The sequence below is a fragment of the Rhodanobacter sp. UC4448_H15 genome (genome assembly GCF_052978265.1).
The window spans coordinates 3,558,304-3,580,566 of the sequence record NZ_CM129665.1 but is presented as its reverse complement, the minus strand read 5'-3'; the positions used below and the strand labels follow the sequence as shown (position 1 = coordinate 3,580,566).

The 22,263-nt window shown below is 68.8% G+C and carries 17 protein-coding genes; 11 read left to right on the top strand and 6 right to left on the bottom strand.

Translation table 11 applies throughout. The annotated features are described in order from the left end of the window. Nucleotides 1-26: 26 nt before the first annotated feature. Nucleotides 27-1,547 (bottom strand): transglutaminase-like domain-containing protein, encoded by a 1,521-nt coding sequence (locus tag ACVCMI_RS16435; protein WP_447098073.1) that lies wholly within the window; start codon nt 1,545-1,547, stop codon nt 27-29. A gap of 165 nt (nt 1,548-1,712) precedes the next feature. On the opposite strand from ACVCMI_RS16435, the gene ACVCMI_RS16430 reads away from it, so the two are divergent. From ACVCMI_RS16430 to ACVCMI_RS16400, 7 genes are all read left to right on the top strand, one after another. Then, nucleotides 1,713-2,864, top strand: coding sequence for a DUF819 family protein (locus tag ACVCMI_RS16430; protein WP_395120165.1), 1,152 nt, complete (start codon nt 1,713-1,715; stop codon nt 2,862-2,864). A gap of 25 nt (nt 2,865-2,889) precedes the next feature. Next, a complete protein-coding gene (locus ACVCMI_RS16425) occupies nt 2,890-4,293 on the top strand; it encodes a C40 family peptidase (RefSeq protein WP_447099524.1) in 1,404 nt (467 codons plus the stop codon). Between the two features lie 52 nt (nt 4,294-4,345). Then, entirely contained in the window at nt 4,346-5,443 is a 1,098-nt protein-coding gene (locus tag ACVCMI_RS16420; RefSeq protein ID WP_447098074.1) for a dipeptide epimerase, read from the top strand. Next, a complete protein-coding gene (locus tag ACVCMI_RS16415; RefSeq protein ID WP_447098075.1) occupies nt 5,443-6,300 on the top strand; it encodes a MurR/RpiR family transcriptional regulator in 858 nt (285 codons plus the stop codon). The genes ACVCMI_RS16420 and ACVCMI_RS16415 overlap by 1 nt, the downstream gene beginning before the upstream one ends. A 178-nt stretch (nt 6,301-6,478) precedes the next feature. Beyond that, nucleotides 6,479-7,261, top strand: a complete 783-nt coding sequence (locus ACVCMI_RS16410; RefSeq protein WP_447098076.1) for a L,D-transpeptidase family protein — start codon at nt 6,479-6,481, stop codon at nt 7,259-7,261. After that, a complete protein-coding gene (locus ACVCMI_RS16405; RefSeq protein ID WP_447098077.1) occupies nt 7,258-8,484 on the top strand; it encodes a dicarboxylate/amino acid:cation symporter in 1,227 nt (408 codons plus the stop codon). The genes ACVCMI_RS16410 and ACVCMI_RS16405 overlap by 4 nt, the downstream gene beginning before the upstream one ends. A 142-nt stretch (nt 8,485-8,626) precedes the next feature. Further along, complete coding sequence (locus tag ACVCMI_RS16400) at nt 8,627-9,763, top strand: NAD(P)/FAD-dependent oxidoreductase (RefSeq protein ID WP_447098078.1); 1,137 nt, start codon at nt 8,627-8,629, stop codon at nt 9,761-9,763. Nucleotides 9,764-9,809: 46 nt separating this feature from the next. Here the strand turns inward: ACVCMI_RS16400 and ACVCMI_RS16395 are convergent, their stop codons facing one another. From ACVCMI_RS16395 to dgcN, 5 genes are all read right to left on the bottom strand, one after another. Further along, on the bottom strand, nt 9,810-10,460 hold the full coding sequence (locus tag ACVCMI_RS16395) for a Vgb family protein (RefSeq protein WP_447098079.1): 651 nt from the start codon (nt 10,458-10,460) through the stop codon (nt 9,810-9,812). A gap of 36 nt (nt 10,461-10,496) precedes the next feature. Next, complete coding sequence (locus tag ACVCMI_RS16390) at nt 10,497-11,717, bottom strand: helix-turn-helix domain-containing protein (protein ID WP_447098080.1); 1,221 nt, start codon at nt 11,715-11,717, stop codon at nt 10,497-10,499. A gap of 113 nt (nt 11,718-11,830) precedes the next feature. Then, the gene (ggt, locus tag ACVCMI_RS16385; RefSeq protein WP_447098081.1) at nt 11,831-13,633 is read right to left on the bottom strand and encodes a gamma-glutamyltransferase; all 1,803 of its coding nucleotides are present in this window, start codon (nt 13,631-13,633) and stop codon (nt 11,831-11,833) included. 104 nt (nt 13,634-13,737) lie between these two features. After that, on the bottom strand, nt 13,738-14,724 hold the full coding sequence (dgcA, locus tag ACVCMI_RS16380) for an N-acetyl-D-Glu racemase DgcA (protein WP_395120156.1): 987 nt from the start codon (nt 14,722-14,724) through the stop codon (nt 13,738-13,740). Then, nucleotides 14,709-15,752 (bottom strand): N-acetyltransferase DgcN, encoded by a 1,044-nt coding sequence (gene dgcN / locus ACVCMI_RS16375; RefSeq protein WP_395120155.1) that lies wholly within the window; start codon nt 15,750-15,752, stop codon nt 14,709-14,711. Before dgcN ends, dgcA begins: the two co-directional genes overlap by 16 nt. Before the next feature lie 205 nt (nt 15,753-15,957). Here dgcN and ACVCMI_RS16370 point away from each other — a divergent pair, with 205 nt between their 5' ends. The 4 genes from ACVCMI_RS16370 (at nt 15,958) to ACVCMI_RS16355 (ending at nt 22,260) form a co-directional block, all read left to right on the top strand. Next, entirely contained in the window at nt 15,958-16,860 is a 903-nt protein-coding gene (locus ACVCMI_RS16370) for a LysR family transcriptional regulator (protein ID WP_395120154.1), read from the top strand. A 265-nt stretch (nt 16,861-17,125) separates the two neighbouring features. Then, nucleotides 17,126-19,615: a TonB-dependent receptor plug domain-containing protein gene (locus tag ACVCMI_RS16365; protein WP_395120153.1), complete on the top strand. Its 2,490-nt coding sequence runs from the start codon at nt 17,126-17,128 to the stop codon at nt 19,613-19,615. Nucleotides 19,616-19,810: 195 nt separating this feature from the next. Next, entirely contained in the window at nt 19,811-21,088 is a 1,278-nt protein-coding gene (locus ACVCMI_RS16360) for an APC family permease (RefSeq protein WP_447099525.1), read from the top strand. Next, a complete protein-coding gene (locus ACVCMI_RS16355; protein ID WP_447098082.1) occupies nt 21,088-22,260 on the top strand; it encodes a DmpA family aminopeptidase in 1,173 nt (390 codons plus the stop codon). Before ACVCMI_RS16360 ends, ACVCMI_RS16355 begins: the two co-directional genes overlap by 1 nt. Nucleotides 22,261-22,263 lie beyond the last annotated feature (3 nt).

The following is a 22,263-nucleotide window of genomic DNA, read 5'->3' as shown; positions in this document are numbered from 1 at the left end:
TGCCAGTTTTTGTGAATAGCTGCCGGTTAGTTGCCGCCGCGTCCGTGCTCCGCTGGCAGCACCTGCCAGTCGAAGTCGTAGTCCAGTTGATCGAAGTACACGTTGCCGCCGTCCCACTCGGCCTCGCCGCGCTGCGAATCCACGTCGTCGGAACGGAAGTGGTGCTTGGGCGGCTCGAAGCGGCGCCCGTAGTCGGCATTGAAGGCGATGCGCCAATTGTCGAGCCCGCCGAGGTAGAACCACTCCAGCGCCGGGTCGTCGCCCGCGGCCGGATGCAGGCGGCCGGTGGTGACGTCCATCGGCACCCAGCCGTACGGCGCCAGGTACAGGAAGCCCCAGTCGTGGATGTTGCTGTAGCCGCTGCCGTCGGCGGCGAACACCATGCCGGACTGCCAGCGCGCGGGGATGCCGTTGAGGCGCAGCAGGGTCATCAGCAGCAGGGTCTGCTGGCCGCAGTCGGCGTGGCCGGCGTGCAGCGCGTAGTCGCTGATGTTGGAGATCGTCGAATACTCGCGCGCGCCGGCCCAGGGAATCCGGTCCACCGCGGCGAACAGTTTCTGCGCGATGCGGTACGGGTTCTTCTCCTCGCCCACGACCTTGCGCGAGAACGCGCGCATGGCGTCGGTGAACACGATGTGCGGCGCACGCTCGGCCACGAACGGGGCGAGTTCCGGCGTGATGGTTTCCGGCTGCACCTTGTCCGGGTCGATCGCGTGATATTGCGCCAGCAAGGTCAGTTCATAGGTCACCGAGAACACCGTCTTCTGCCCGGCCACCGCGGGCTTTTCCAGGTACACCGTGCGCTGCGGCGCCGATTTCGGCGCGATGTCGTGCTTCGCCGGCACGCTGGCGACGTAGCGGATGTCTTCCTGCTGGCCGGGGATCGCCTGCGGGTAGGGAATCCACGCACGCACGATCTTGCCCGCGGGCACCGCATCGGCGTCGACGGTGAGTGTCTGCGTCATGCGCAGGCGCTGCGGCAGCACGCTGGCGCGATGCTGGTCGAGCGCGGCGTGGAAGATCGCGCGCTGGTGGTCGTTGAGCGATTCCATCGGGCCGTCGGTGATCGGTGCCTGCACCGCGCGCCGCGCCACCGCCTCGGGGCTGAGCCGGAACAGATTGCCGGGTGAACGCTTGAAGTACAGCGTGCGGCCGTCGATGACCTGATGTTCGAACAGGCCGGCGGCGTTCCACTTCGCGAACTCGGCGTCGGTGAGGTCGGGGATCTGCTTGCGCACGCGCGCCTCGACCTCGTCCGCGCTCAGGGTGAAGTCGAGCAGGATGCGGCGCATGCGCTCGCGCTGGAACAGCAGTGCCTGGCGCTGCTCGGCCGACACGCCCGGCTGCGCCAGCGCGGTCTCGATCGCCGCCTGCGCCGCCTTGAAATGGCCGGCGTCGATCTGGGCAATGACGGGATTCAGCGGTGAGCCACCCACGCTCGCCCCCGCCGGCAGGCCGGCGGACAGCGCCAGCGCGGCCACCAGCAACAGGCGCGCGGCCCGGGCATGGCGTCGTATTCTCGTGGTGGCAGGCAATGGTGTATCCATCGAGCGGCGTCTCCGCATCCGATCCCCTGAAATGGCTGTGTAACACGCTTGCAAATGCTGGTCAATAATTTATGCTTCAAACCAATTCGACTCGAATCAGCTATTCCTTGCCGACACGACAGCGAGGCTGGCACTGGCCCGCGCACGAACCACGAGGGGACGCATGTGATCCAAACGGTCTGGCCCTACCTGGCGGTGATGTTGCTGGCCGCCGGGGTGTTTCCGGCGATCGAGCGCCGCTACGGCTGGAAGGTCTTCTCGGTGTTGCCGCCGATCGTGCTGACCTATCTGCTGGTGACCGCGTTGGCCGTGTCGGGGCTGTGGCAGGTCAACGACGAGATCCATGCGGCGCAGACGATGCTGGTCTCGCACCTGGTGCCGGCGCTGTTGTTCCTGCTGATGATCAACTGCGACCTGCGCGCGATCTGGCGGCTGGGGCCGCGCGTGCTGGCCGTGTTCGCCTGCACCTCGGTGAGCCTGTTCGTGGCCTTCATCGGCGCGTTCCTGATCTACCGGCACTGGCTGCCGGGCGACCAGTGGCAACCGCTGGCCGCGCTGTCCGGCAGCTGGGTCGGCGGCACCGCCAACATGATCGCGGTGAAGCAGGCGATCGACATGTCCGACCAGTTGTTGGCGATGTCGCTGCTGACCGACGCGCTGTGCTACTCGATGTGGGTGGTGGTGCTGTTTTCGGTGGCGCGGCTGGCGCCGGCGTTCAACCGCTGGACGCGGGCCAAGTCCAGCGGCGACATCCCGCTGGCGGAAACGAAACCCACCGGCCCGACCACGCCCGACAGCGTGCTGCTGTGGCTGGGCATGGCCTTGCTGGCGGCCGCGCTGGCTGGCTGGGTGGCGACGAAACTGCCGACCTCCAGCATGTTGAGCGCGACCACCTGGACGATCCTGCTGGCCACCGGCGCAGGGCTGGTGGTGGCGCATACGCCGCTGGCGCGTTATCCGGGCGCCAGCACGATCTCCGGCGCCCTGCTGATCAGCGTGGTGGCGGTGCTGGCCTCGCAGAGCAACTTCCACGGCATCGCCGCGGCACCGCTGTACCTGCTGTGCGGCGTTACCGTCATCGCGATCCACGCGCTGCTGCTGATCGGCTTCGCCAAGCTGTTCCGTTTCGACCTCTACCTGTGCGGCATCTCCTCGCTGGCGCATATTGGCGGCGTGGCCGCCACGCCGATCCTGGCGGCCAGCTATTCGGCCGCGCTGGTGCCGGTGGGTATCCTGCTGGCCTTGCTCGGCTACATCCTCGGCACCGGTTTCGGCCTGGTGGTGGCGTCGATCCTGAAGCAGCTGGCCCTTCCGTGATGCGTTCTTGCGACAGGACACGATGATGCGATTTCCCTTGCTTGCCACTCTCCTGCTTGCGCCCCTGCTCGCCGCGGCGGCGCCGCAGGCCCGCGGCGCCGACGACGCGCTGGTCGTGCCGCCCTCCGGCGTGCTCGGCGTGGGCGAGGCGCAGCTGACGCCGCAGTTCTGGGTGGAGCGGCTGGCGCAGCCCGATGCGCCGGTGATGGATCGCGCGGCGATCGCGGCGCAGAACGCCAGGCTGCTGAAGATCGACCCGTCGATGCACGATCTGCGCGCGTTGCCTTCGACGCTGGACCGCGCCCGCGTCGAAGGCTGGATCAAGGATCTGTCGCAGCGGCCGGATCGACCGCTGTTCGACGTCGAGGGCAAATCGGTGAGCGCGGCCACGCTCGACGCGGTGGTCGCCAACCTCGCACTGGATGCGATTCCCGCGCAGCAGAAGACGCGCTACGGCCTGGTGGTGCGCCGCGCTGCGCTGCGCACGTTCCCCACCACGCTGCGCGTGTTCAATGAAAAGGGCGACACCGACATCGACCGCTTCCAGGAGACCGCCGAATTTCCCGGCACGCCGGTGGCGATCGTGCATGCGAGCGCCGACGGCCAGTGGCTGTTCGTGGTCAGCCCGCGCTATGCGGCGTGGACGGAAAAGGACAACGTGGCCGAAGGCAGCGCGGCCGAGGTGTTCGGCTACGTTGACAGGACGCCGTACCGGGTGATCACCGGCGCGGTCGAACGCACCGTGTTCACCCGCGAGGTGCCGGCCGTCTCGCAGCTGCCGCTGGACATGGGCACGCGCCTGCCGCTGGCGACCGATCTGCCGCCGGACCAGCCGGTGAACGGGCAGACGCCGTATGCCGCGCACGTGCTCGACCTGCCGCTGCGCAAGGCCGACGGCACGCTGGGCTTCACCCCGGCGCTGCTGCAGAAGAACACCGACACGGCTGCCGACTACCTGCCGCTGACCCGCGCCAACATCATCCGCCAGGCGTTCAAGTTCCTCGGCGAACGCTACGGCTGGGGCCACGCGTACGATGGCCGCGACTGCTCGGGCTTCGTCTCCGACGTGTACCGCAGCATGGGCGTGCAGATGCCGCGCAACACCAGCAGGCAGGCGATCAGCCCGGCATTGGAGCACCGCGCGTTCACCGCCAAGGACAGCCGCGAGACGCGCCTCAAGGCCGCGCAGGCGCTGGAGGTCGGCGACCTGGTCTACGTCCCCGGCCACGTGATGATGGTGATCGGCCAGTACCAGGGCCAGCCCTGGGTGATCCACGACGTGGGCGGCATGAGTTACCGCAAGGCCGACGGCAGCCGCGTGCGCATCAAGCTCAACGCGGTGTCGGTGACCCCGCTGCTGCCGCTGCTCTACAACGACAAGCAGACCTATGTCGACCGCATGACCAGCATCGTGCGCATCCGCCGCTGAGCCCGCCGGCACCAAAAAGAAAACAGGACACGGATTCCATGAAGGCCTTCCCATGAAAATCACCGACATCCAGTTCGGCATGCTGCGGGTACCGCTGAAGACCCCGTTCAAGACCGCGCTGCGCACCGTCAACACGGTGGACGACATCGTGGTGATGATGCATACCGACACCGGCGAGGTCGGCTACGGCGAGGCGCCCGCCACCGCGGTGATCACCGGCGACACCCATGGCTCGATCATCGACGCGATCCGCCACTACATCTCCCCGCGGCTGATCGGCCAGGAGATTGCCAACCTCAACCAGATCACCCAGCTGATCCAGTCCTCGATGGAGAAGAACACCAGCGCCAAGGCGGCGGTGGAGATCGCGGTGTACGACCTGTGGGGCCAGCTCTACGGCGCGCCGCTGTACAAGCTGCTCGGCGGCGGCGATCCGGTGATCACCACCGACATCACCATCAGCGTCGACTACATCGACAAGATGGTGGCCGATTCGGTCTCCGCGGTGGAGCGCGGTTTCGAGTCGCTGAAGATCAAGGTCGGCAAGGACATCGGCGTCGACATCGAGCGGGTCAAGGCGATCTACGCCGCGGTGGAAGGGCGCGCCCTGCTGCGCCTGGATGCCAACCAGGGCTGGACGGCCAAACAGGCGGTGTATGCGCTGCAGACGCTGGAGGAGGCCGGTATCAAGCTCGAGCTGATCGAGCAGCCGGTCAAGGCCAACGACCTGGCCGGCATGCGCTACGTCACCGAGCGCGTGCACACGCCGGTGATGGCCGACGAGAGCGTGTTCGGCCCGATGGAGGTGATCGAGCTGATTCGCCTGCGCGCGGCCGACATCATCAACATCAAGCTGATGAAGACCGGCGGCATCTCCAATGCGATCCGCATCGCCGACATCGCCGGCATGCACGGCATCGAGTGCATGATCGGCTGCATGCTGGAAACCTCGATCAGCGTGGCGGCCGCGGTGCACGTGGCGGTGGCCAAGTCCAACGCGATCACCAAGATCGACCTGGACGGCCCCTCGCTGTGCCAGTTCAACCCGGTCGACGGTGGGGTAATCTTCAACGAATCGGAGATCTCGGTAACGGACGCGCCCGGCCTGGGCATTCGGGAGATACGCGGCCTGGAGAGGATCGAGGACTGATGTCGCCGCTGGTCAAAATCCGTTCGGAACGCGACCAGATGTCCGCGGTGGAGCGGCGCATCGCCGATTTCGTGCTGGAGAACGCGCACCTGCTGCGCGACTACTCTTCGCAGCAATTGGCCAATGCGCTGGGCATCAGCCAGTCCAGCGTGGTCAAGTTCACCCAGAAGCTCGGCTTCAAAGGCTACCCCGACCTCAAGTATTCCGTGGGCGAGGCGATCGCCCGTGCCGACAACGGCGACACCTTGCACGTCCAGCCGGCCGCGGACGGCACTGGCGCCGGTGCGTTCGCCGGCAACCTGTGGCGGCGCAAGTCCGAGGCGGAGGAGGCCACCCGGCTGATCAATCCGCCGGAAATGCTCGACGCGGTGGCCGATGCCATCGGCCAGGCCGGCCGCGCCGGCAAGGTGTTCATCATCGGCCTGGGCGAGGACGACATCTATGCGCGCAATTTCGCGTTGCGGCTGTCGCTGCTGGGCATCCTCACCGTGCACAACTTCGACACCGCGCGGATGACCGCCAACGTCTCCGCCGCCGGCGCCGGCGACGTGCTCATCATGTTCTCCGAACACGGCAACCACCCGGCGCTGTGCAAGATCGCCCGCTATTTCCGCGAACGCCGCGGCCAGCTGATCACGGTGACGCGGCACACCGCCAATCCGCTGCGCACGCTGGCCGACATCGCGCTGGTGGTGTCCGCCCATGACGAGCTGCCCTACATCCAGCCGCTGCTGTACCAGTCCGCCCTGCAGCACCTGCTCGACGGCGTATTCGTGCAGCTGTGCGAAAGCCACGACGATCGCCGTGCCCTGCTGCTGGGCAACCTCGACCGGATCCAGCAGATGCTGGAGCCATGAGGGCCGGGAACAGGGAATCGGGAATAGGGAATCGCAGGAGCCCGCTCGCGGGCGATGCTTTCGTAGGGCGGGCACTGCCCGCCGGCTTTTCGATACGTCGTCCGTGTGGCTTCACGAAGGCGGCGGGCGGTGCCCGCCCTACGAGGTCAAGCATCTTCACCATGCGGAACGAAAGCTGATGACTGTTCACTGCCGCCCCCTTGCCTTGCTGACCTTCGCCGTCGTGCTTGCCGGCGTCGCGCACGCGGACGCCGCAGATGTGCCGTGGCGGAACGCCGGCCAGATGATCCTGGTCACCACCGCCGACTGGAACGTCGACCACGGCACCCTGCGCACCTTCGTGCGCGAAGGCGACGGCTGGCGCGAGGTGCGTACCTCCACGCCGGTGACCATCGGCAAGAACGGTTCCGGTTGGGGGCTGGGCCTGAATGCGCCGCAGACCGCTGCAGGCGGTCCGGTCAAACGCGAAGGCGACAACCGCAGCCCGGCCGGGGTGTTCCGTATCGGCGACTCGTTCGGTTATGCGGCCAGCGTCGATACCGCGATGCCGTACCTCGCGCTCAACGCCACCGAGTACTGCGTCGATGTCAGCGGCGCGAAGCACTACAACCGCATCGTCGACGCGAACGTGGTCGGCCTGGACGCGGTGAAGGGTTCCACCGAGCCGATGCGGCGCGACCTGCACGCGAACGGCGACCAGCGCTACCGCATGGGCTTCGTGATCGAGCAGAACCCGCGCAACGTGCCACAGGCGGGCAGCTGCATCTTCGCCCACCTGTGGAAGTCGCCCACCGACGCCACCGCCGGCTGCACCGCGATGACGCCGGCGGTGATGCAGTCGCTGCTGGCCTGGCTCAAGCCGCAGGACCATCCGGTGTTCGTGCTGCTGCCGCAGGCCGAGTACGAGCGCCTGCGCAACACCTGGCAGTTGCCCGTCCTCCACGCGGACGGCGCGCGATGAGCGCCACCGCGCGCGTGCTCACCGGCCTGGCCGCCGGCGCGGTGATCGGCCTGCTGCTGGCCGGCTGGAATCAATCCGTGGCGCTGCAGGTGGCCAACGCGGTGCACCCGGTCGGCAAGCTGTGGTTGAACGCGCTGCAGATGACGGTGGTGCCGCTGGTGCTGGCGCTGGTGGTGGTGGGCGTCAACACTGCCACCGACGCGGCGGCGTCCGGCCGCATCGCGCGCCGCGCGATCGTGGTGTTCATCGTCATCCTCACCGGCGGCGCGCTGTTCTCCGCGCTGGCGGCGCCGCTGGTGTTTTCCTTGTTTCCGCACAACCCCGAGCTGGTCGCCGCGCTCGACCACGCCAGCGCGCCGGCGGTGTCGGTGGCGCCGGTGCAGTGGGTCGACACGCTGGTGGCGATCGTGCCCAGCAACGCGATCATGGCCGCGGCGCAGAGCGCGATGCTGCCGCTGGTGGTGTTCGCGCTGTTCCTCGGTTTCGCGCTGACCCGCATCGCACCGGCGCGGCGCGCGATGCTGGTGGAGTTTTTCCAGGCGATTGCCGACGCGATGATCGTGATCGTGCGCTGGGTACTGTGGGTGGCTCCGCTGGGCGTGTTCGCGCTGATCCTCTCGGTGTGCGCGCGCTCCGGACTGGGCATGCTCAGTGCGCTGGGCGTGTACGTGTTGACCGAGTGCCTGCTGTATCTCGCCGTCACCGCGATGATGCTGCCGGTGGCGCTGGTGTTCGGCGGCGAGCGGCTGCGCCGCTTCGTGCCCGCGCTGGTGCCGGCGCAGGCGGTGGCGATCAGCACGCAGTCCTCGCTGGCCTCGCTGCCGGCGATGCTGGAAAGCGCGGACCGCCGCCTCGGCTATCCCAAGCAGGTCGCCGCGCTGGTGCTGCCGATGGCGGTGAGCCTGTTCCGGCTGACCAGCCCGGTGCAGTACATGACGTCGGCGGCGTTCATCGCGTGGGCCTATGGCGTGGATCTGTCCACTGCACAGCTGCTGGCCGGTGCGCTGCTGGCGGTCGTGGTCAGCCTCGGTTCGGTGGGATTGCCGGGCCAGGTCACCTTCGTCGCCACCAACCTGCCGGTGGCGCAGGCGATGGGCCTGCCGCTGTCCCCGCTGGGCCTGATGCTGGCGGTGGATACGGTGCCCGACGCCCTCGCCACGCTAGGCAACGTCACCGCCGACCTAACCGCCACCAGCGTGGTGGCGAAACAAACCAGGGAGTAGGGAATGGGGAATAGCGAATAGCCAAGAGCCAAGAGCCAAGAGCCAAGAGCCAAGAGCCAAGAGCCAAGAGCCAAGAGCAGTGCTCTCTGCTTTTGCGATTCCCCATTCCCGATTCCCTATTCCCTTCTCAACGAAAGAACTGATGATGGAACGGATCGAAACCGATGTGATCGTGATTGGCGCCGGCATGGCCGGCGCGTCGGTCGCGTATTTCCTCGCACCGCATGTGCGGGTGCTGGTGCTGGAGCGCGAGGCGCATGCCGGGGTGCACTCGACCGGACGCTCGGCCGCGCTGTTCAGCGAAACCTACGGCTCGCCGCAGGTGCGCGCGCTAACCCGTGCCGCGCGTCCGTTCCTGGCGGCGCCACCGGCGGGATTCTCGGCCGAGCCGATCCTGAGTCCACGTGGCGCCACCATCATCGCCGGTGCGGAACGCCGCGACGACGTGCGCGCGTTGTACGAGGCCATCGTGCCGTTCAGCCGCGACATCGAGCTGCACGACGCGGCCCGCGTGCAGGCCGCGGTGCCGGTGCTGCGGCCGGAGTTCGCGCAGATCGGCCTGCACGAGCCGGGCGCGGCCGACATCGACGTCAACGAATTGCACCTTGGCTTTCTGCGCGGTTTGCGCGCGCATGGCGGCGAGTTGCGCGTGGACGTCGCCATCGACGCGATCGAGCGCGAGGCGGGCGGCTGGCGGGTGCACAGCGGGGCGCAGTCGTTCCGCGCGCCGCTGCTGCTCAACGCGGCCGGCGCCTGGGTCGACCACGTGGCGGCGCTGGCCGGCGTGGCGCCGCTGGGCATCGTGCCGAAGCGCCGCTCCGCCTTCGTGTTCGAGCCGCCCGAAGGCATGGCCACGGCACGCTGGCCGTTCGTCACCGACTTCAGTGAGAGGTTCTATTTCAAGCCCGACGCCGGCCTCCTGCTGGGCTCGTGCGCGAATGCCGACCCGGTCGAACCGCACGACGTGCAGCCGGAGGAATACGACATCGCGCTGGGCATCCACCGTATCGAGGAAGCCACCACGATGACGATCCGCCGGCCCCGGCGCACGTGGGCCGGCCTGCGCTCGTTCGTCGCCGACGGCGACCTGATCGGCGGCTTCGATCCCGATGCGCCGCGTTTCTTCTGGGTCGCCGCGCAGGGCGGCTACGGCATCCAGACCAGCGCGGCGATGGGCGAAACCTGCGCCAACCTGGCGCTGGGCCGACCGCTGCCGCAGCGCCTGGTCGATGCCGGGCTGTCGATGGAGATGTTGAGCCCGGCACGCCTGCGCCGCTGAAGCTCCTTGGCCGTCATTCCAGCGAAAGCTGGAATCCGGCGCCTCGTCAGCCAGCCGCCGCGACGCTTCGCGGCCGCTTCACCACGCGCAGTTTGCCGCTGTGGCCGCCGCCGCAATAGAACACGGCCTGGCCGTCTTCGGCGGCGAGCCCCGAGATGCCGGCGCCGGGCGGCATGTCGAGTTGCTCCAGCACTTCGCCGGTCGTCGGATCGATGTGCCGCAAGGCGCTCTCGTCGTTTTCCCATGTGCCGTGCCAGCACTCGCCGTCGACCCAGGTGACGCCGGTGACGAAGCGGTCGGATTCGATGGTGCGCAGGATCGCGCCGGTCGCCGGATCGATCTGCTGGATCTTGCGCCCGCGATACTGGCCCACCCACAGCGTGCCCTCGGCCCACGCCAGGCCCGAGCTGCTGTCGCCCGGCGCGGGAATGGTGGCCAGCACCTCGCCCGTTTGCGGATCGATCTTGTGGATGCGGTCCTCGGCGATCTGGAACAGGTGGCGGCCGTCGAACGCGGTGCCGGCGTGCGCGGCGATGTCGATGCTGCGCAACACGCGGGCGCTGGCCGGGTCCCACACGTTCAACCGTGCGCCGGAGGCGAACCACACGTGTTCGCCATCGCAGGTGACGCCATGCACGCCATCGGTGCCGGGGTAGGGGCCGTGTTCGGCGACGATGTCGGCTTTGCTTCGTTTCATGTCCGGACTCCTTGGGGATGGAAGACGCGGGCCATGCTATTCAAACGACAGCGGCGCCGGGAGTAACAAGGTCGTCGCGAATCCCGGCGCCAGCGGCGTCATCCAGCGGCGCGCGCGACCGTGCCCGGCGCACTGCACGCTGCCGGCTGCCGCCAGCGTTTCGAGTGCCCGCTGCACGCTGCGCTGGCTGCGCCCCAGCGCGAGCGCCAGCGCCGAGCTGGACCACGATTCGCCGTCGCCGAGCAGGGCCAGCACCGCCGCGTGCGCGGACTCGACCGGCCACGCCAGCACGCCGACCTGGTCCGCGCGATGCGCCAGCAAGGCGTAACCGTGCGGGGTGGCATGCACCTCGGCCAACCCGCTCAGCGCGCGGCGCAGGCGCCCGAGTTCCACCCGCAAGCGTGCGCGATACGACTCGTCGGCGTGCCTGGCGCGGAACGCGCGGGCGACCAGCGCGTCGCGCGGCACGTCATGCGGCCACGCCTCGGCCAGTTGCCGCATCAGCGCGAACAACACCGGACGACTGGCCAGCGGAACCGTCTTGCCACGGTGCCGCACGGCATGGCGGCAGGCATCGACGACGAAGGTCTCCGACGCCAGCAGGGCTTCGACATCGCGCAGCGGCAACAGGCGTTCCTCGCCGCCGGCCAGCCAGCGTGCGGCGGGCGCGTGCAGGGTGCGCGTGGCGGCGTCCACCTCCGCCATCAGCGCGGGGATGCCTGCGCGTTGCGCGGCGCGGGCGGCGCGAGCGAGCGCATCACGTGCCGCCGTCGCGCGCAGGCGGCGCATCGCGACGCCCGCCGCGACCAGTTCGTGCACCGCCAGCAGTGCGGGCGGAAGCGGCGTGCCGGCCGCCGCGGCCAGCGCCTGTTCGGTTTCGTCGAGACGCCCGAGCAGGAGCAGGCGGCGGATGCCGAGGTAGCGCGCGTGCGCCGCGTTGACGTGGTCGCCGTGCGCGTCGAGCGTGGCGCGCGCTGCGTCGAGGGTGGCGGTGGCACCGGCCAGCTCGCGCGAGGCCAGCGCGATCTCGGCCTCGGCCACCACGCAGCGTGCGCGCGCCGTCGCCTCGCGCGGGCCGAATGCGCGTGCCGCGCGCCGCAGCAGCAGCGTCGCGCGCGTGAAGTCGCCGAGCTGGGCCATCGCCAGGCCGCGCAACGCCAGCGCCGGCGCATCCTCGCGCAGGGCGACCCGCGTCATCGCACCGAGCGGGTCGCCCGCCGCCAGCGCCTGCGCCGCGGCGGTGATCAGCGCATCCATCGCGGCGGCCTCGTCGCGGCGGGTTCGGGCAGTCGCGCCACGTGTTCACTCCGGCCTTCGTGGTTCGGCTGCCTAATCTAGCGCAGGCCACCCACCGGACGGCGCCGCGGAGGTCAGTACCCGGCGGCGAGCCCCGCGGGACGACGCGGGTCGTTGGCGCCTTCCAGCAAACCGGTCTTCGGATTGATCAGGATCGCCTCGACCGCGCCGCCGCTGAACTGCTTGAACGTGTAGCCCATCGCTTCCAGGGTTTTCTGCGACTCGGGCGTGAGCAGCCCCTGGCCGGCGTAGACCACGTCCGGATACCACTGCTGGTGCAGGCGTGGCGCGTTGACGGCCTGCTGCATGTTCATGCCGAAGTCGACCACGTTGATGATGCTGGCCAGCGTGGACGAGATGATGGTGGCGCTGCCGGGGCTGCCGGTGAGCATGAACGGCTTGCCGTCGCGCAGCACGATCGTCGGCGTCATCGAGCTCAGCGGACGCTTGCCCGGTTCGACCTGGTTGATCACGCCCTGCACCAGGCCGGCGCCGTTGGCCACGCCGGGCTTGGAGGTGAAATCGTCCATCTCGTCGTTGAGGAAGAAACCGGTGTTGCCGGCGATCTGCTTGTTGCCGAACAGGAAGTTGACGGTGTAGGTGACGGCGACGGCGTTGCCGTCCTTGTCGACCACCGAGTAATGCGTGGTGTGGTTGCCTTCGGGGGCGCCGAGGCTGCCCTTGACCTCGGAGGACGGCGTGGCCCGGTCCGGCTGGATGGTGGCGCGAAGCCTGGCCGCGTGTTCGGCCGAGAGCAGCTCGTCGATCGGGTTGTGCACGAAGGCCGGGTCGCCGAGGTAGGTGTTGCGGTCGGCAAAGGCGCGGCGTTCGGCCTCGACGATGTAGTGCACGCTGTTGACCGAGCCGTAACCCCACCTGGCCAGCGGGTAGGGTTCGATGATCTGCAGGATCAGGCACAGCGTGGTGCCGCCCGAACTCGGCGGGGGCGCCGAGACGACGGCGTAGCCGCGGTACTTGCACTGGATCGGTTTTTCCCACTGCGCGGTGTAATTGGCGAAATCGCGCATCGACAGGATGCCGCCGTTGGCGTCGCTGGCCTTGACCACGGCCTCGGCGATCGGGCCCTTGTAGAACGCGTCGATGCCCTTGTCGGCGATCATTTCCAGGGTGTTGGCCAGATCCTTCTGCACCAGTCGTTCGCCCACCTTGAAGGGCTTGCCGTGGTTGAGGAAGATCGCCGCCACGTTGGCGTGCCTGGCGAAATCCCCGGTGTGCGGTTCGAGGCTGTCGACGTCGCCCTGCTTGAGGATGTAGCCCTCGCGCGCCAGCTTGATGGCCGGCGCGATGACCTGCTTGAGCGACATCGTGCCGTAGGCCTTCAGCGCGGTGTCGAAACCCATCACCGTGCCCGGCACGCCCACGCCGAGATAGCTGTCGGTGCTGCGCCCCTCGACCACGTTGCCGTCGGCGTCCTGGAACATGGTCGGCGTGGCTTTCAGCGGCGCTTTCTCGCGGAAGTTGAGGAACAGGTTGCGACCATCCTTGAGGTGGATGGTCATGAACCCGCCACCGCCGATGTTGCCGCAGCACGGGTGCACCACGGCTTCGGCAAAACCCACCGCCACGGCGGCGTCCACCGCATTGCCGCCGCGCTTGAGGATGTCCACGCCCACCAGCGTGGCCAGGTGCTGCGCGCTGACCACCATGGCGTGTTTGGCGGTGACCGGTTTGGCCTTCTCCAGCGCCATGCGGGTGATGACCGGCTCGCGGCCGGTCGAATCGGGATTGACGTCCTGCGCCCACGCCAGCGCGCTGCACGCGGTCAGCGCCAGCGCCAGCGCGGCTTGCCGCCAGCGCGCGGCGCGCGCGCGGTGCGCCTGGCGGACATCGGCGCGCGCGGTGTTGCGATCGGACATGGGTTCACCCTCCACGATTGTCGGATCGAGCATAGTCGCCGGCGTGCGCCAGCCACCAATGAAAAGACGATCAGCTGGCATAACCGGCGGTTGTGGCGCGGCGCTCAGCCACCCCAGAAGCCGGACAAGGGCGGCAGCAGCGAGCCGCCGTGCAGTTGCACGCCGTCCGGATGGTCGTGCTGCAGCCAGAACGGCCCGTCCAGGTCGACGAAGGCCGCCTCGCGCGCCAGTTCCAGCGCCGGCGCGATGCCCAGCGACGAGCACACCATGCAGCCGACCATCACCTTGAAACCTTCGCGGCGCGCGGCGCGCAGCAGGTGCCATGCCTCGGTCAGGCCGCCGGTCTTGTCGAGCTTGATGTTGATCGCCTGGTAGCGCCCGCGCATGCGCGGCAGGTCGCGCGTCTCGTGGCAGGCCTCGTCCGCGCAGATCGGGATGCTGCCGGAAAAACCCAGCAGCGCGTCGTCGGCGTCGGCCGGCAGCGGCTGTTCCAGCAGGTCGACGCCGGCGCGCGCCAGCGGCTGCTGCATGTCGCGCAGCAACTCGATGGTCCAGCTCTCGTTGGGGTCGACGATGAGCCGGTCATGCGGCGCGGCGCGGCGCACGGCGTCGATTCGTGCGGCCGGGTCGTCGGCGTCGACCTTGATCTTGATCAGCCCGGTGCCGGCGATGCGCGCGGCGGCCGCGCCCATGCGTTCGGGCGTGTCGATGCCGATGGTCAGCGCGGTCACCAGCGCGGCGCGTTGCGGCCGCGCCAGGCGCAGCCAGACCGGCACGCCGCTCAGTTGCGATTCGAGGTCCCACAGCGCCGCGTCCAGGGCGTTGCGCGCGGCGCCGGCCGGCAACCGTGCCTGCAGTTCGTCGCGGCCCATGCCGGCGACCAGTTGCGGGCGCAGTTGCTCCATCTGCTCGATCACCGACGCGGCGGATTCCCCGTAGCGCGCGTAGGGCACCGCTTCGCCGCGCCCGCACTTGTCGCCCTGGCGCATGGCGACGGTGACCACGTCGGCGTTGTGCTTGACCCCGCGCGAGATGCGGAACGGCGCGGCGAGCGGGAAACGGCGCTCCTCGATGATCAGTTGGCGCAGCATGCGAGCAGGTTGTCCACGATCGCTTCGACGCCCATCGTCACCGGGTCCTGGCAAGGCAGTTCGAGCAATCCGCTGATGCGGCGGCAGGCGGTCGCGGCGTCGGCGGCGGAGAGGTTGGAGGTGTTCACCGCCACGCCCACCGCCTTCACCGCCGGGTTGGTCAGCTGCGCGGCAACCAGGTTGGCCTGCAGGCAGCGCTTGAGTTCCGGCAGCGGGTAGTCGGGCAGGCCGCGCATGTGCTGCCGGGTGGGCTCGTGGCACAGCACCAGCGCGTCGGCTTGCGATCCATGCAGCAGGCCCAGCGACACGCCGGCGTAGGAGGGATGGAACAGCGAGCCCTGGCCTTCGATCAGGTCCCAGCCGCCGTCGAGGCGTGCCGGCGAAATCTTCTCGGCGGCGCCGGAGATGAAGTCGGCGACCACCGCGTCGATCGGGATGCCGGAGCCGGCAACCAGGATGCCGGTCTGTCCGGTGGCGCGGAAGTCGGCGGCGAGTCCGCGTCGGCGCATGGAGCGCTCGATCGCCAGCGTGGTGTACATCTTGCCGACCGAGCAATCCGTGCCCACGGTGAGCAGGCGCCGGCCGGCGCGCGGGCGGCCGTTGCCGACCGGCAGGCCCGGCATCGGATCGCGCGCATCGAACAGTTCGCGGCCGTGGCGTCGCGCCGCGGCGACGATGTCAGGGTTGTCGCGCAGCTTCTGGTGCAGCCCTGCGGCCACGTGCAGGCCGGCCTCCAGCGCGGCGATGGCATCGGCCACGATGTGCGAGGACATCACGCCGCCGGCATTGGCCGCGCCGATCACCATGGTGTTGGCGCCGGCCTTGCGCGCTTCGCCGACGCTCATCTCCGGCAGGCCCAGCGTCGGCTTGCAGTCGCCGCGCCGCAGCTGGCCCACGCACCAGTCCGGGCGCCAGTAGGCCAGGCCCCGGGCGGTCTTGATCGCCAGGTCGTCGGCGGCGCTGCCGAGGTACAGCAGGTAGGGCGGGCCCCAGTGACCGGGCTCGGCGGCGTTGCTTGGATCGGACATGGTGCGCGTACTCCCGCGGGCATCCGGTAGCCCGTCACGACACGGCGTCGAGCATAGTGATCGGCCACGGCGCGGCACCAATGAAAAGACCGACACCTGGCATAACTGCGGGTTGTGGAAACCGGTCGACGGGAGTTGCCCGGCGGCACCGGCTGTGCTGCACTTCGAAGGCAGCGCCGCCGCGGCCACAGGGTGAACTCTCGACATGCGTCTTCGCTACATCGAACTGTTCCATGCCGTGATGACCACCAACAGCCTCACCGGCGCGGCGAATCTGTTGAACATTTCGCAGCCGGCGGCGAGCAAGGCGCTGCAGCAGGCGGAGCACCAGCTCGGGTTCACCCTGTTCCATCGCGTGCGCGGGCGGCTGCATCCCACCGAGCAGGCGCTGCTGCTGCGTCCGCGCGTGGAGAAAATCATCCGCGACCTGCACGACCTGCAACGGCTCACCGCGAATTTCGCGCGGCCGGAGAGCGAACCGCTGCGGGTGACCTGCACGCCCACCCTGGCGCAGTCGCTGGTGCCGGACGCGACCACCTTGCTGCGCAAGGCCTGGCCCGCCGCGACCGCGGAGCTGTCCACGCGGCACTCGGCCGAGATGTGCGAGTCGCTGACCCTGCGCGAAACCGACATCGGCCTCACCCTGCAGGACGCCAGCCACCCCGAGTTGCGCCAGGAGCCGCTGTGCCAGGGCCGCGTGATGGTGATCGCGCCGCCGGGCCGCTGGTCGCCCGCGGAACTGGCGCAGCCGCTGCCGGTGACGGCGCTGGCCGGCGAGCCGATGATCGGCATCGCCGTGCAGGATGCGCTGGGCAGCCTGCTGCAAAGCCACCTGATGCATGTCGACCCGCCGCCGCAGATCTCGGTGTGGGTGCAGACCTATCAACTCGCCTGCGCACTGGTGGCACAAGGCGCCGGGCTGGCGCTGGTCGACCCCTTCACCGCCTCCCAGGGCGACGGCGACGTGGTGCAGACGCGGCCGTTGGCGCTGGAGCTGGACGTGGTGCTGTACGCGGTGTACCGGCTGGACAGCCAGCTGAATCCCTTGCAGGAACACTTCATCGAACTGGTGCGCCAGCTGGCGCGGCAGACGCTTGCGCCGGGCTGATCGCGCCCACGCTCACGGGCATCTACAACTTTCGGTTATGCCAGGTGCCGGTCTTTTCATTGGTGGCTGGCGGCGGCTTGTGACTATGCTCGACCAGACGTTGCGGAGCGTGCCTTCGGGCCCGGCCTGAATACGCTTGTTCTCGGGGACATCGCCAACGCCTTGCCGGTGCGGAGACGCCCGGATACATCGCTTGACTGAAGTGGACCAAGCAATCGCCGGGGGCAGGGCGGTTCCGGTGCAATCCTAACGTTGGGGGTCTCTGATGAACGAGCGTTTCGGTCGAATCATTCCCAAGCTGTTGTCCGTATCGGTGGCGCTGGTGCTGGCGGGCACCGCTGCCGCGCAGGAAACCGCGTCGGCACCCGCCGCGCCGGCGGATGCGGCATCATCGAGCCAGCAAAAGCAGAAGAAGGATGCCGTCAACCTGTCGCAGGTGATCGTGACCGGCACGCGCACCAGCGACCGCACGCAATCCAGTTCGCTGGTGCCGGTGGACGTGATCCCCGCGCAGGTGCTGAACGACTCCGGCGCGGTGAGCCTGGGCAATGCGCTCGACCTCGCCGTACCCTCGCTGAATTTCCCGCTGGCCTCGATGTCCGACACGTTCGCCTTCGTGCGGCCGTTCCAGATGCGCGGCCTCAACAGCGACCAGGTGCTGATCCTGGTCGACGGCAAGCGCTGGCACTCGAGCGCGCTGATGCTCACCCTGGGCCAGGTCGGCCAGGGCTCGCAGGGCGTCAACATCAACACCATCCCGGTCGGCGCCATCGACCACATCGAGGTGCTGCGCGACGGCGCTTCGGCGCAGTACGGCTCCGACGCGCTGGCCGGCGTCATCAACATCATCCTGAAAAAGGGCGGCGAGGGCGGCGAGGTGCAGGGCGACTACGGCAAGTACTCGGCCGGTGACGGTGCGAGTTCGCGGCTGCAGAGCAGCCTCGGCTTCGCGCTGGGCGACAAGGGCTGGATGCGGCTTTCCGCGCAGGTCGGCAAGCAGGACCCGACCAACCGCGCCGGGCTGGACAACCGCCCCGGCTTCACCGAGCTGGGCCGCAAGTACCACGTCGGCATCCCCAATTCCAACAACTACAACACCTTCCTCAACTGGCAGTACGACTTCACGCCGAAGGTGCATCTGTACGGCTACGGCCACTATGGCCGGCTGATGGCCGAGCCGATGGCGTTCTACCGCTACGGCACCAACGCGCCGGAGCCGAAGAACGACCTGATGCAGTACCTGTTCCCGGACGGCGACGGCTTCAACCCGGTCGAGCATGGCGTGTCGCGCGACAAGTCCTTCGTGATGGGCGTGCGCGGCGAGACGGAGTCGGGCTGGGACTGGGACACCGCGGCCACCTGGGGCGCCAACCGCGTGTCCTACGGCACCTTCAACACGGTGAACTTCGCCTTCTGGAACGACTTCGGCTACACCCCGACCGACATCCACGACGGCACCCTGACCGCCTCGCAGGCCACCCTCGATTTCTCGATGGGCAAGTCGCTCAACGACTACTGGCACCTGGGCTTCGGCGCGCAGTACCTGCACCAGGGCTACAAGATCGTGGCCGGCGACCTCGCCTCGTACTACGTGGGCACCTCGGGCGTCACCGGCGGCGCGCAAGGTTTTGCCGGCTGGGGCCCGGAGGACGCCAGCAACAGCACGCGGCATTCGGTGGCCGAGTACGCGCAACTGGAAGGCAACATCACCGACCGGCTGAGTACCTCGATCGCGGCGCGCCACGAGGACTACTCCGACTTCGGCACCAACCTCTCCTACGCGTTGTCCGGCCGCTACGACTTCGACCACGGCTTTGCCTTGCGCGGCACCTATTCCACCGGCTTCCGCGCGCCGGGCCTGGGCCAGCAGCACGCCTCGGTGACCACCTCGGTGTCCTACCCCGCCGGCAACTCGCTGGGCTTGCCCGAGGGCATCTACCTGCGCGGCCTGGTGCCGCCGGACAACAAGACCGCGCAGCTGCTGGGCAGCGAGCCGCTGAAGCCGGAGACCACCCGCAGCATCACCGTCGGCGCAGTGTGGGCACCCACGCGCGCCTTCACCACCACGGTGGACCTGTACGACATCCGGCTGAAAAACCGCATCCTGATGTCAAGCTCGATGTCGCTGGTGACCCAGTCGGTCAAGGACTACCTGGCCGCCAACGGCGTGGTCAACTCCGAGTACGTGGCGCTCGCCTACTTCACCAACGCGGCCGAGATGCGCATCAAGGGCATCGGCGTGGTCACCAACTACATCAAGGAGCTTGCCGACGGCGGCTCGTTCCAGACCACGGTCAACTGGTCGTACCACAAGAACAAGGTGACCAAGGTGCTGCCCAACCCCGCGGTGCTCGACGCGCTGGGCAATGTCGGTTTCCAGCGCATCACGCGCAGCCAGGCCAAGGGCCTGCTGGCCGACCAGATGCCGCGCTCCAAGTTCATCTGGACCAACACCTGGAAGACCGGCCACTGGGGCTTCACCGGCACCGCGGTGCGTTACGGCGGGGTCACCGAGTACAGCTCGACCAGCTACATCTACGACGATGTCTACCCGTCCCGGTGGATCTTCAATCTCGCTGCCAACTACTACCACGATCGCTGGACCTTCACCCTTGGCTCGGACAACGTGTTCGACACCTATCCGCAGAAGGCACCGGACGGCAGCAACTTCCACGGCATCTTCCCGTATCCGAGCAGCTCGCCGTTCGGTGCCCAGGGTGCCTACGTGTACGGCAAGGTCGCCTATCGCTGGTGATGCCCGTGCGCCGGGCGGCAGCTTGCCGCCCGGCGTCGACCTCGTCGCACTGCGACGGCCGTGGCCGCGGCGTCGCGCGCATCGCGGCGATGCCTGATCCCGCCACCTCCGGAATCGCTCTTGAACCAGTCGCCGATCTCAATCACCCCCGCCCGGCCGGCGACCGTGGAAACTGCCGCCACCGCCCAGCCGCACATGCTGCGCGCGGTCGGGCGCTGGCAACTGGTCGGGCTGTCGGTCAACGACGTGATCGGCAGCGGCATCTACCTGCTGCCGGCAGCGGCTGCCGCGCTGCTGGGGCCGGCCAGCCTGTGGGCCGTGCTGCTGGCGGGCATCGCGGTGAGCCTGCTGGTGCTGTGCTATGCGCAGGCCGCCAGCTACTTCGACCAGGCCGGCGGCAGCTATCTCTATGCGCGCGAGGCGTTCGGACGCTTCGCCGGTTTCGAGGTGGGCTGGATGTTGCTGCTGACCCGCATCGCCAGCGCGGCGGCACTCAGCAACGGCCTGGCCGATGCGGTCACGCATTTCTGGCCGGCGGCGGGCGACGGCAAAATGCGCGTGCTGATCGTGGTCGGCTCGCTGGCTGCGCTGACCGGGATCAACGTGATCGGCGTGCGCGCCGCGGCGCGTACCGGAGTCACCCTGGCGATCGCCAAGTTCCTGCCGCTGGCGATGTTCGTGCTGATCGGCGCGTTCTTCGTCGACCTGGGCCAGGCCTCGCCGCTGGCGGTGGACTCGATCCCGATGGACGACCTGGCCAAGGGCGCCCTGTTGTTGCTGTTCGCCTATGCCGGGTTCGAGAACATGCCCGCGGCAGCCGCCGAATATCGCAACCCGCAGCGCGACGTGCCGTTCGCGATGCTGACCATGATCGCGATCGTCACCGCGACCTACGTGGCGGTGCAGTGGGTGGCGCTGGGTACGCTGCCGGGGCTGGCCGCGTCCAGCACGCCGCTGGCCGATGCCTCGGCGCGCTTCGGCGGCATGTGGCTGGCGCTGGTGCTGACCGTCGGCGCGGCCGTTTCCATTCTCGGTACCAACAGCAACACGATCATGTTCGGCCCGCGCTACCTGCTCGCGCTCGCCGACGACGGCGTGGGTCCGGCCGCGCTCACGCGCATCCATCCGCGCTTCCGCACGCCGGCGGTGGCCATCGTCACGGTGGGCGTGCTGTCGGTGATCCTGGCGCTGTCCGGTTCGTTCGTGCAGCTGGCGCTGCTCTCCGTGGTGGCGCGGCTGTTCGGCTATCTCGCCACGGCGGTCGCGGTGCTGGTGCTGCGCAGGCGCCACGGCCAGCGCGAGGGCGCCATGCGGCTGCCCGGCGGGCCGCTGATCCCGCTCGCCGCGACGGCGTTGTCGCTGGGCCTGCTGGCCAGCGCCGGCGTTGCCAACCTGGTCGCCGCCGCCATCGCGCTGCTGATCGGCGCGCTGATCTACCGCTTCTGGCGGCGGCCACGGCGCGAGGCGGGCTGATGGGTCGCCGCGCCATCGCGATGGCACTCGGCTTGCTGGCCTGCCTGCCGGCATTCGGTCAGCAGCGCGACCTGCGTGACTACGGCGTCGCCATCGGCGTGCTGCCGCCCGGCGCCCTGAACGCCATCACCGACGTGCCCGGCGTCGAAGTGGGCCAGAAGACGCTGATCCGTGGCGACGACGTGCGCACCGGCGTCACCGCGATCCTGCCGCACGCGGGCAACCTCTTCCAGCACAAGGTGCCGGCGGCGGTGTACGTGGGCAACGGTTTCGGCAAGCTCGCCGGCAGCACCCAGATCGACGAACTCGGCAACCTCGAAACGCCGATCGTGCTGACCAACACGCTGAGCGTGCCGGTGGCCGCTGCGGCGCTGATCGAGCACGCGCTCGCCAACCCCGAAAATCGCGAGGTGCTGTCGGTCAATCCGGTGGTGGGGGAAACCAACGACGGCTATCTCAACGACATCCGCGGTCGCCACGTCGCCGTGCGCGACGTGCTGCAGGCGATCGCATCGGCAAGCGGCGGCAAGGTCGCGCAGGGCAACGTCGGCGCCGGCACCGGCACCGTCGCGTTCGGCTTCAAGGGCGGCATCGGCACCTCCTCGCGCAAGCTGCCTGACCGTCTGGGCGGCTATGCCGTCGGCGTGCTGGTGCAGACCAACTTCGGCGGCACCCTGACCGTGGCCGGCGTCCCGGTCGGCAAGCTGCTGCACAAGTATTACCTCAGCGACGCATTGAACGACTCGCCCGACGGCTCGTGCATGATCGTGGTGGCCACCGACGCCCCGCTGGATGCGCGCAACCTGAAACGGCTGGCGAAACGCGCGATCCTCGGCCTCGCCCGCAGCGGCGGCATCGCCTCCAACGGCAGCGGCGACTACGTGATCGCCTTCTCCACCTACGCGGCGAACCGCGTGCCGTACGCCGCCGAACAGTCCGTGCGCCAGGTTGCCGTGCTGCGCAACGACGCCATGTCGCCGCTGTTCATGGCCGCCATCGAGGCGACCGAAGAAGCCATCATCAACTCCCTGTTCCACGCCGGCGACATGCGCGGCTGGCAAGGCCACCAGGTGCAGGCACTGCCCGTAGATGGGGTGCTGCGCCTGCTGCGGGAGCACGGCTATCCGCTCTCGCACCCCGCTCCGGCGCCGACCGACGCGCATCCGCGCTGACCG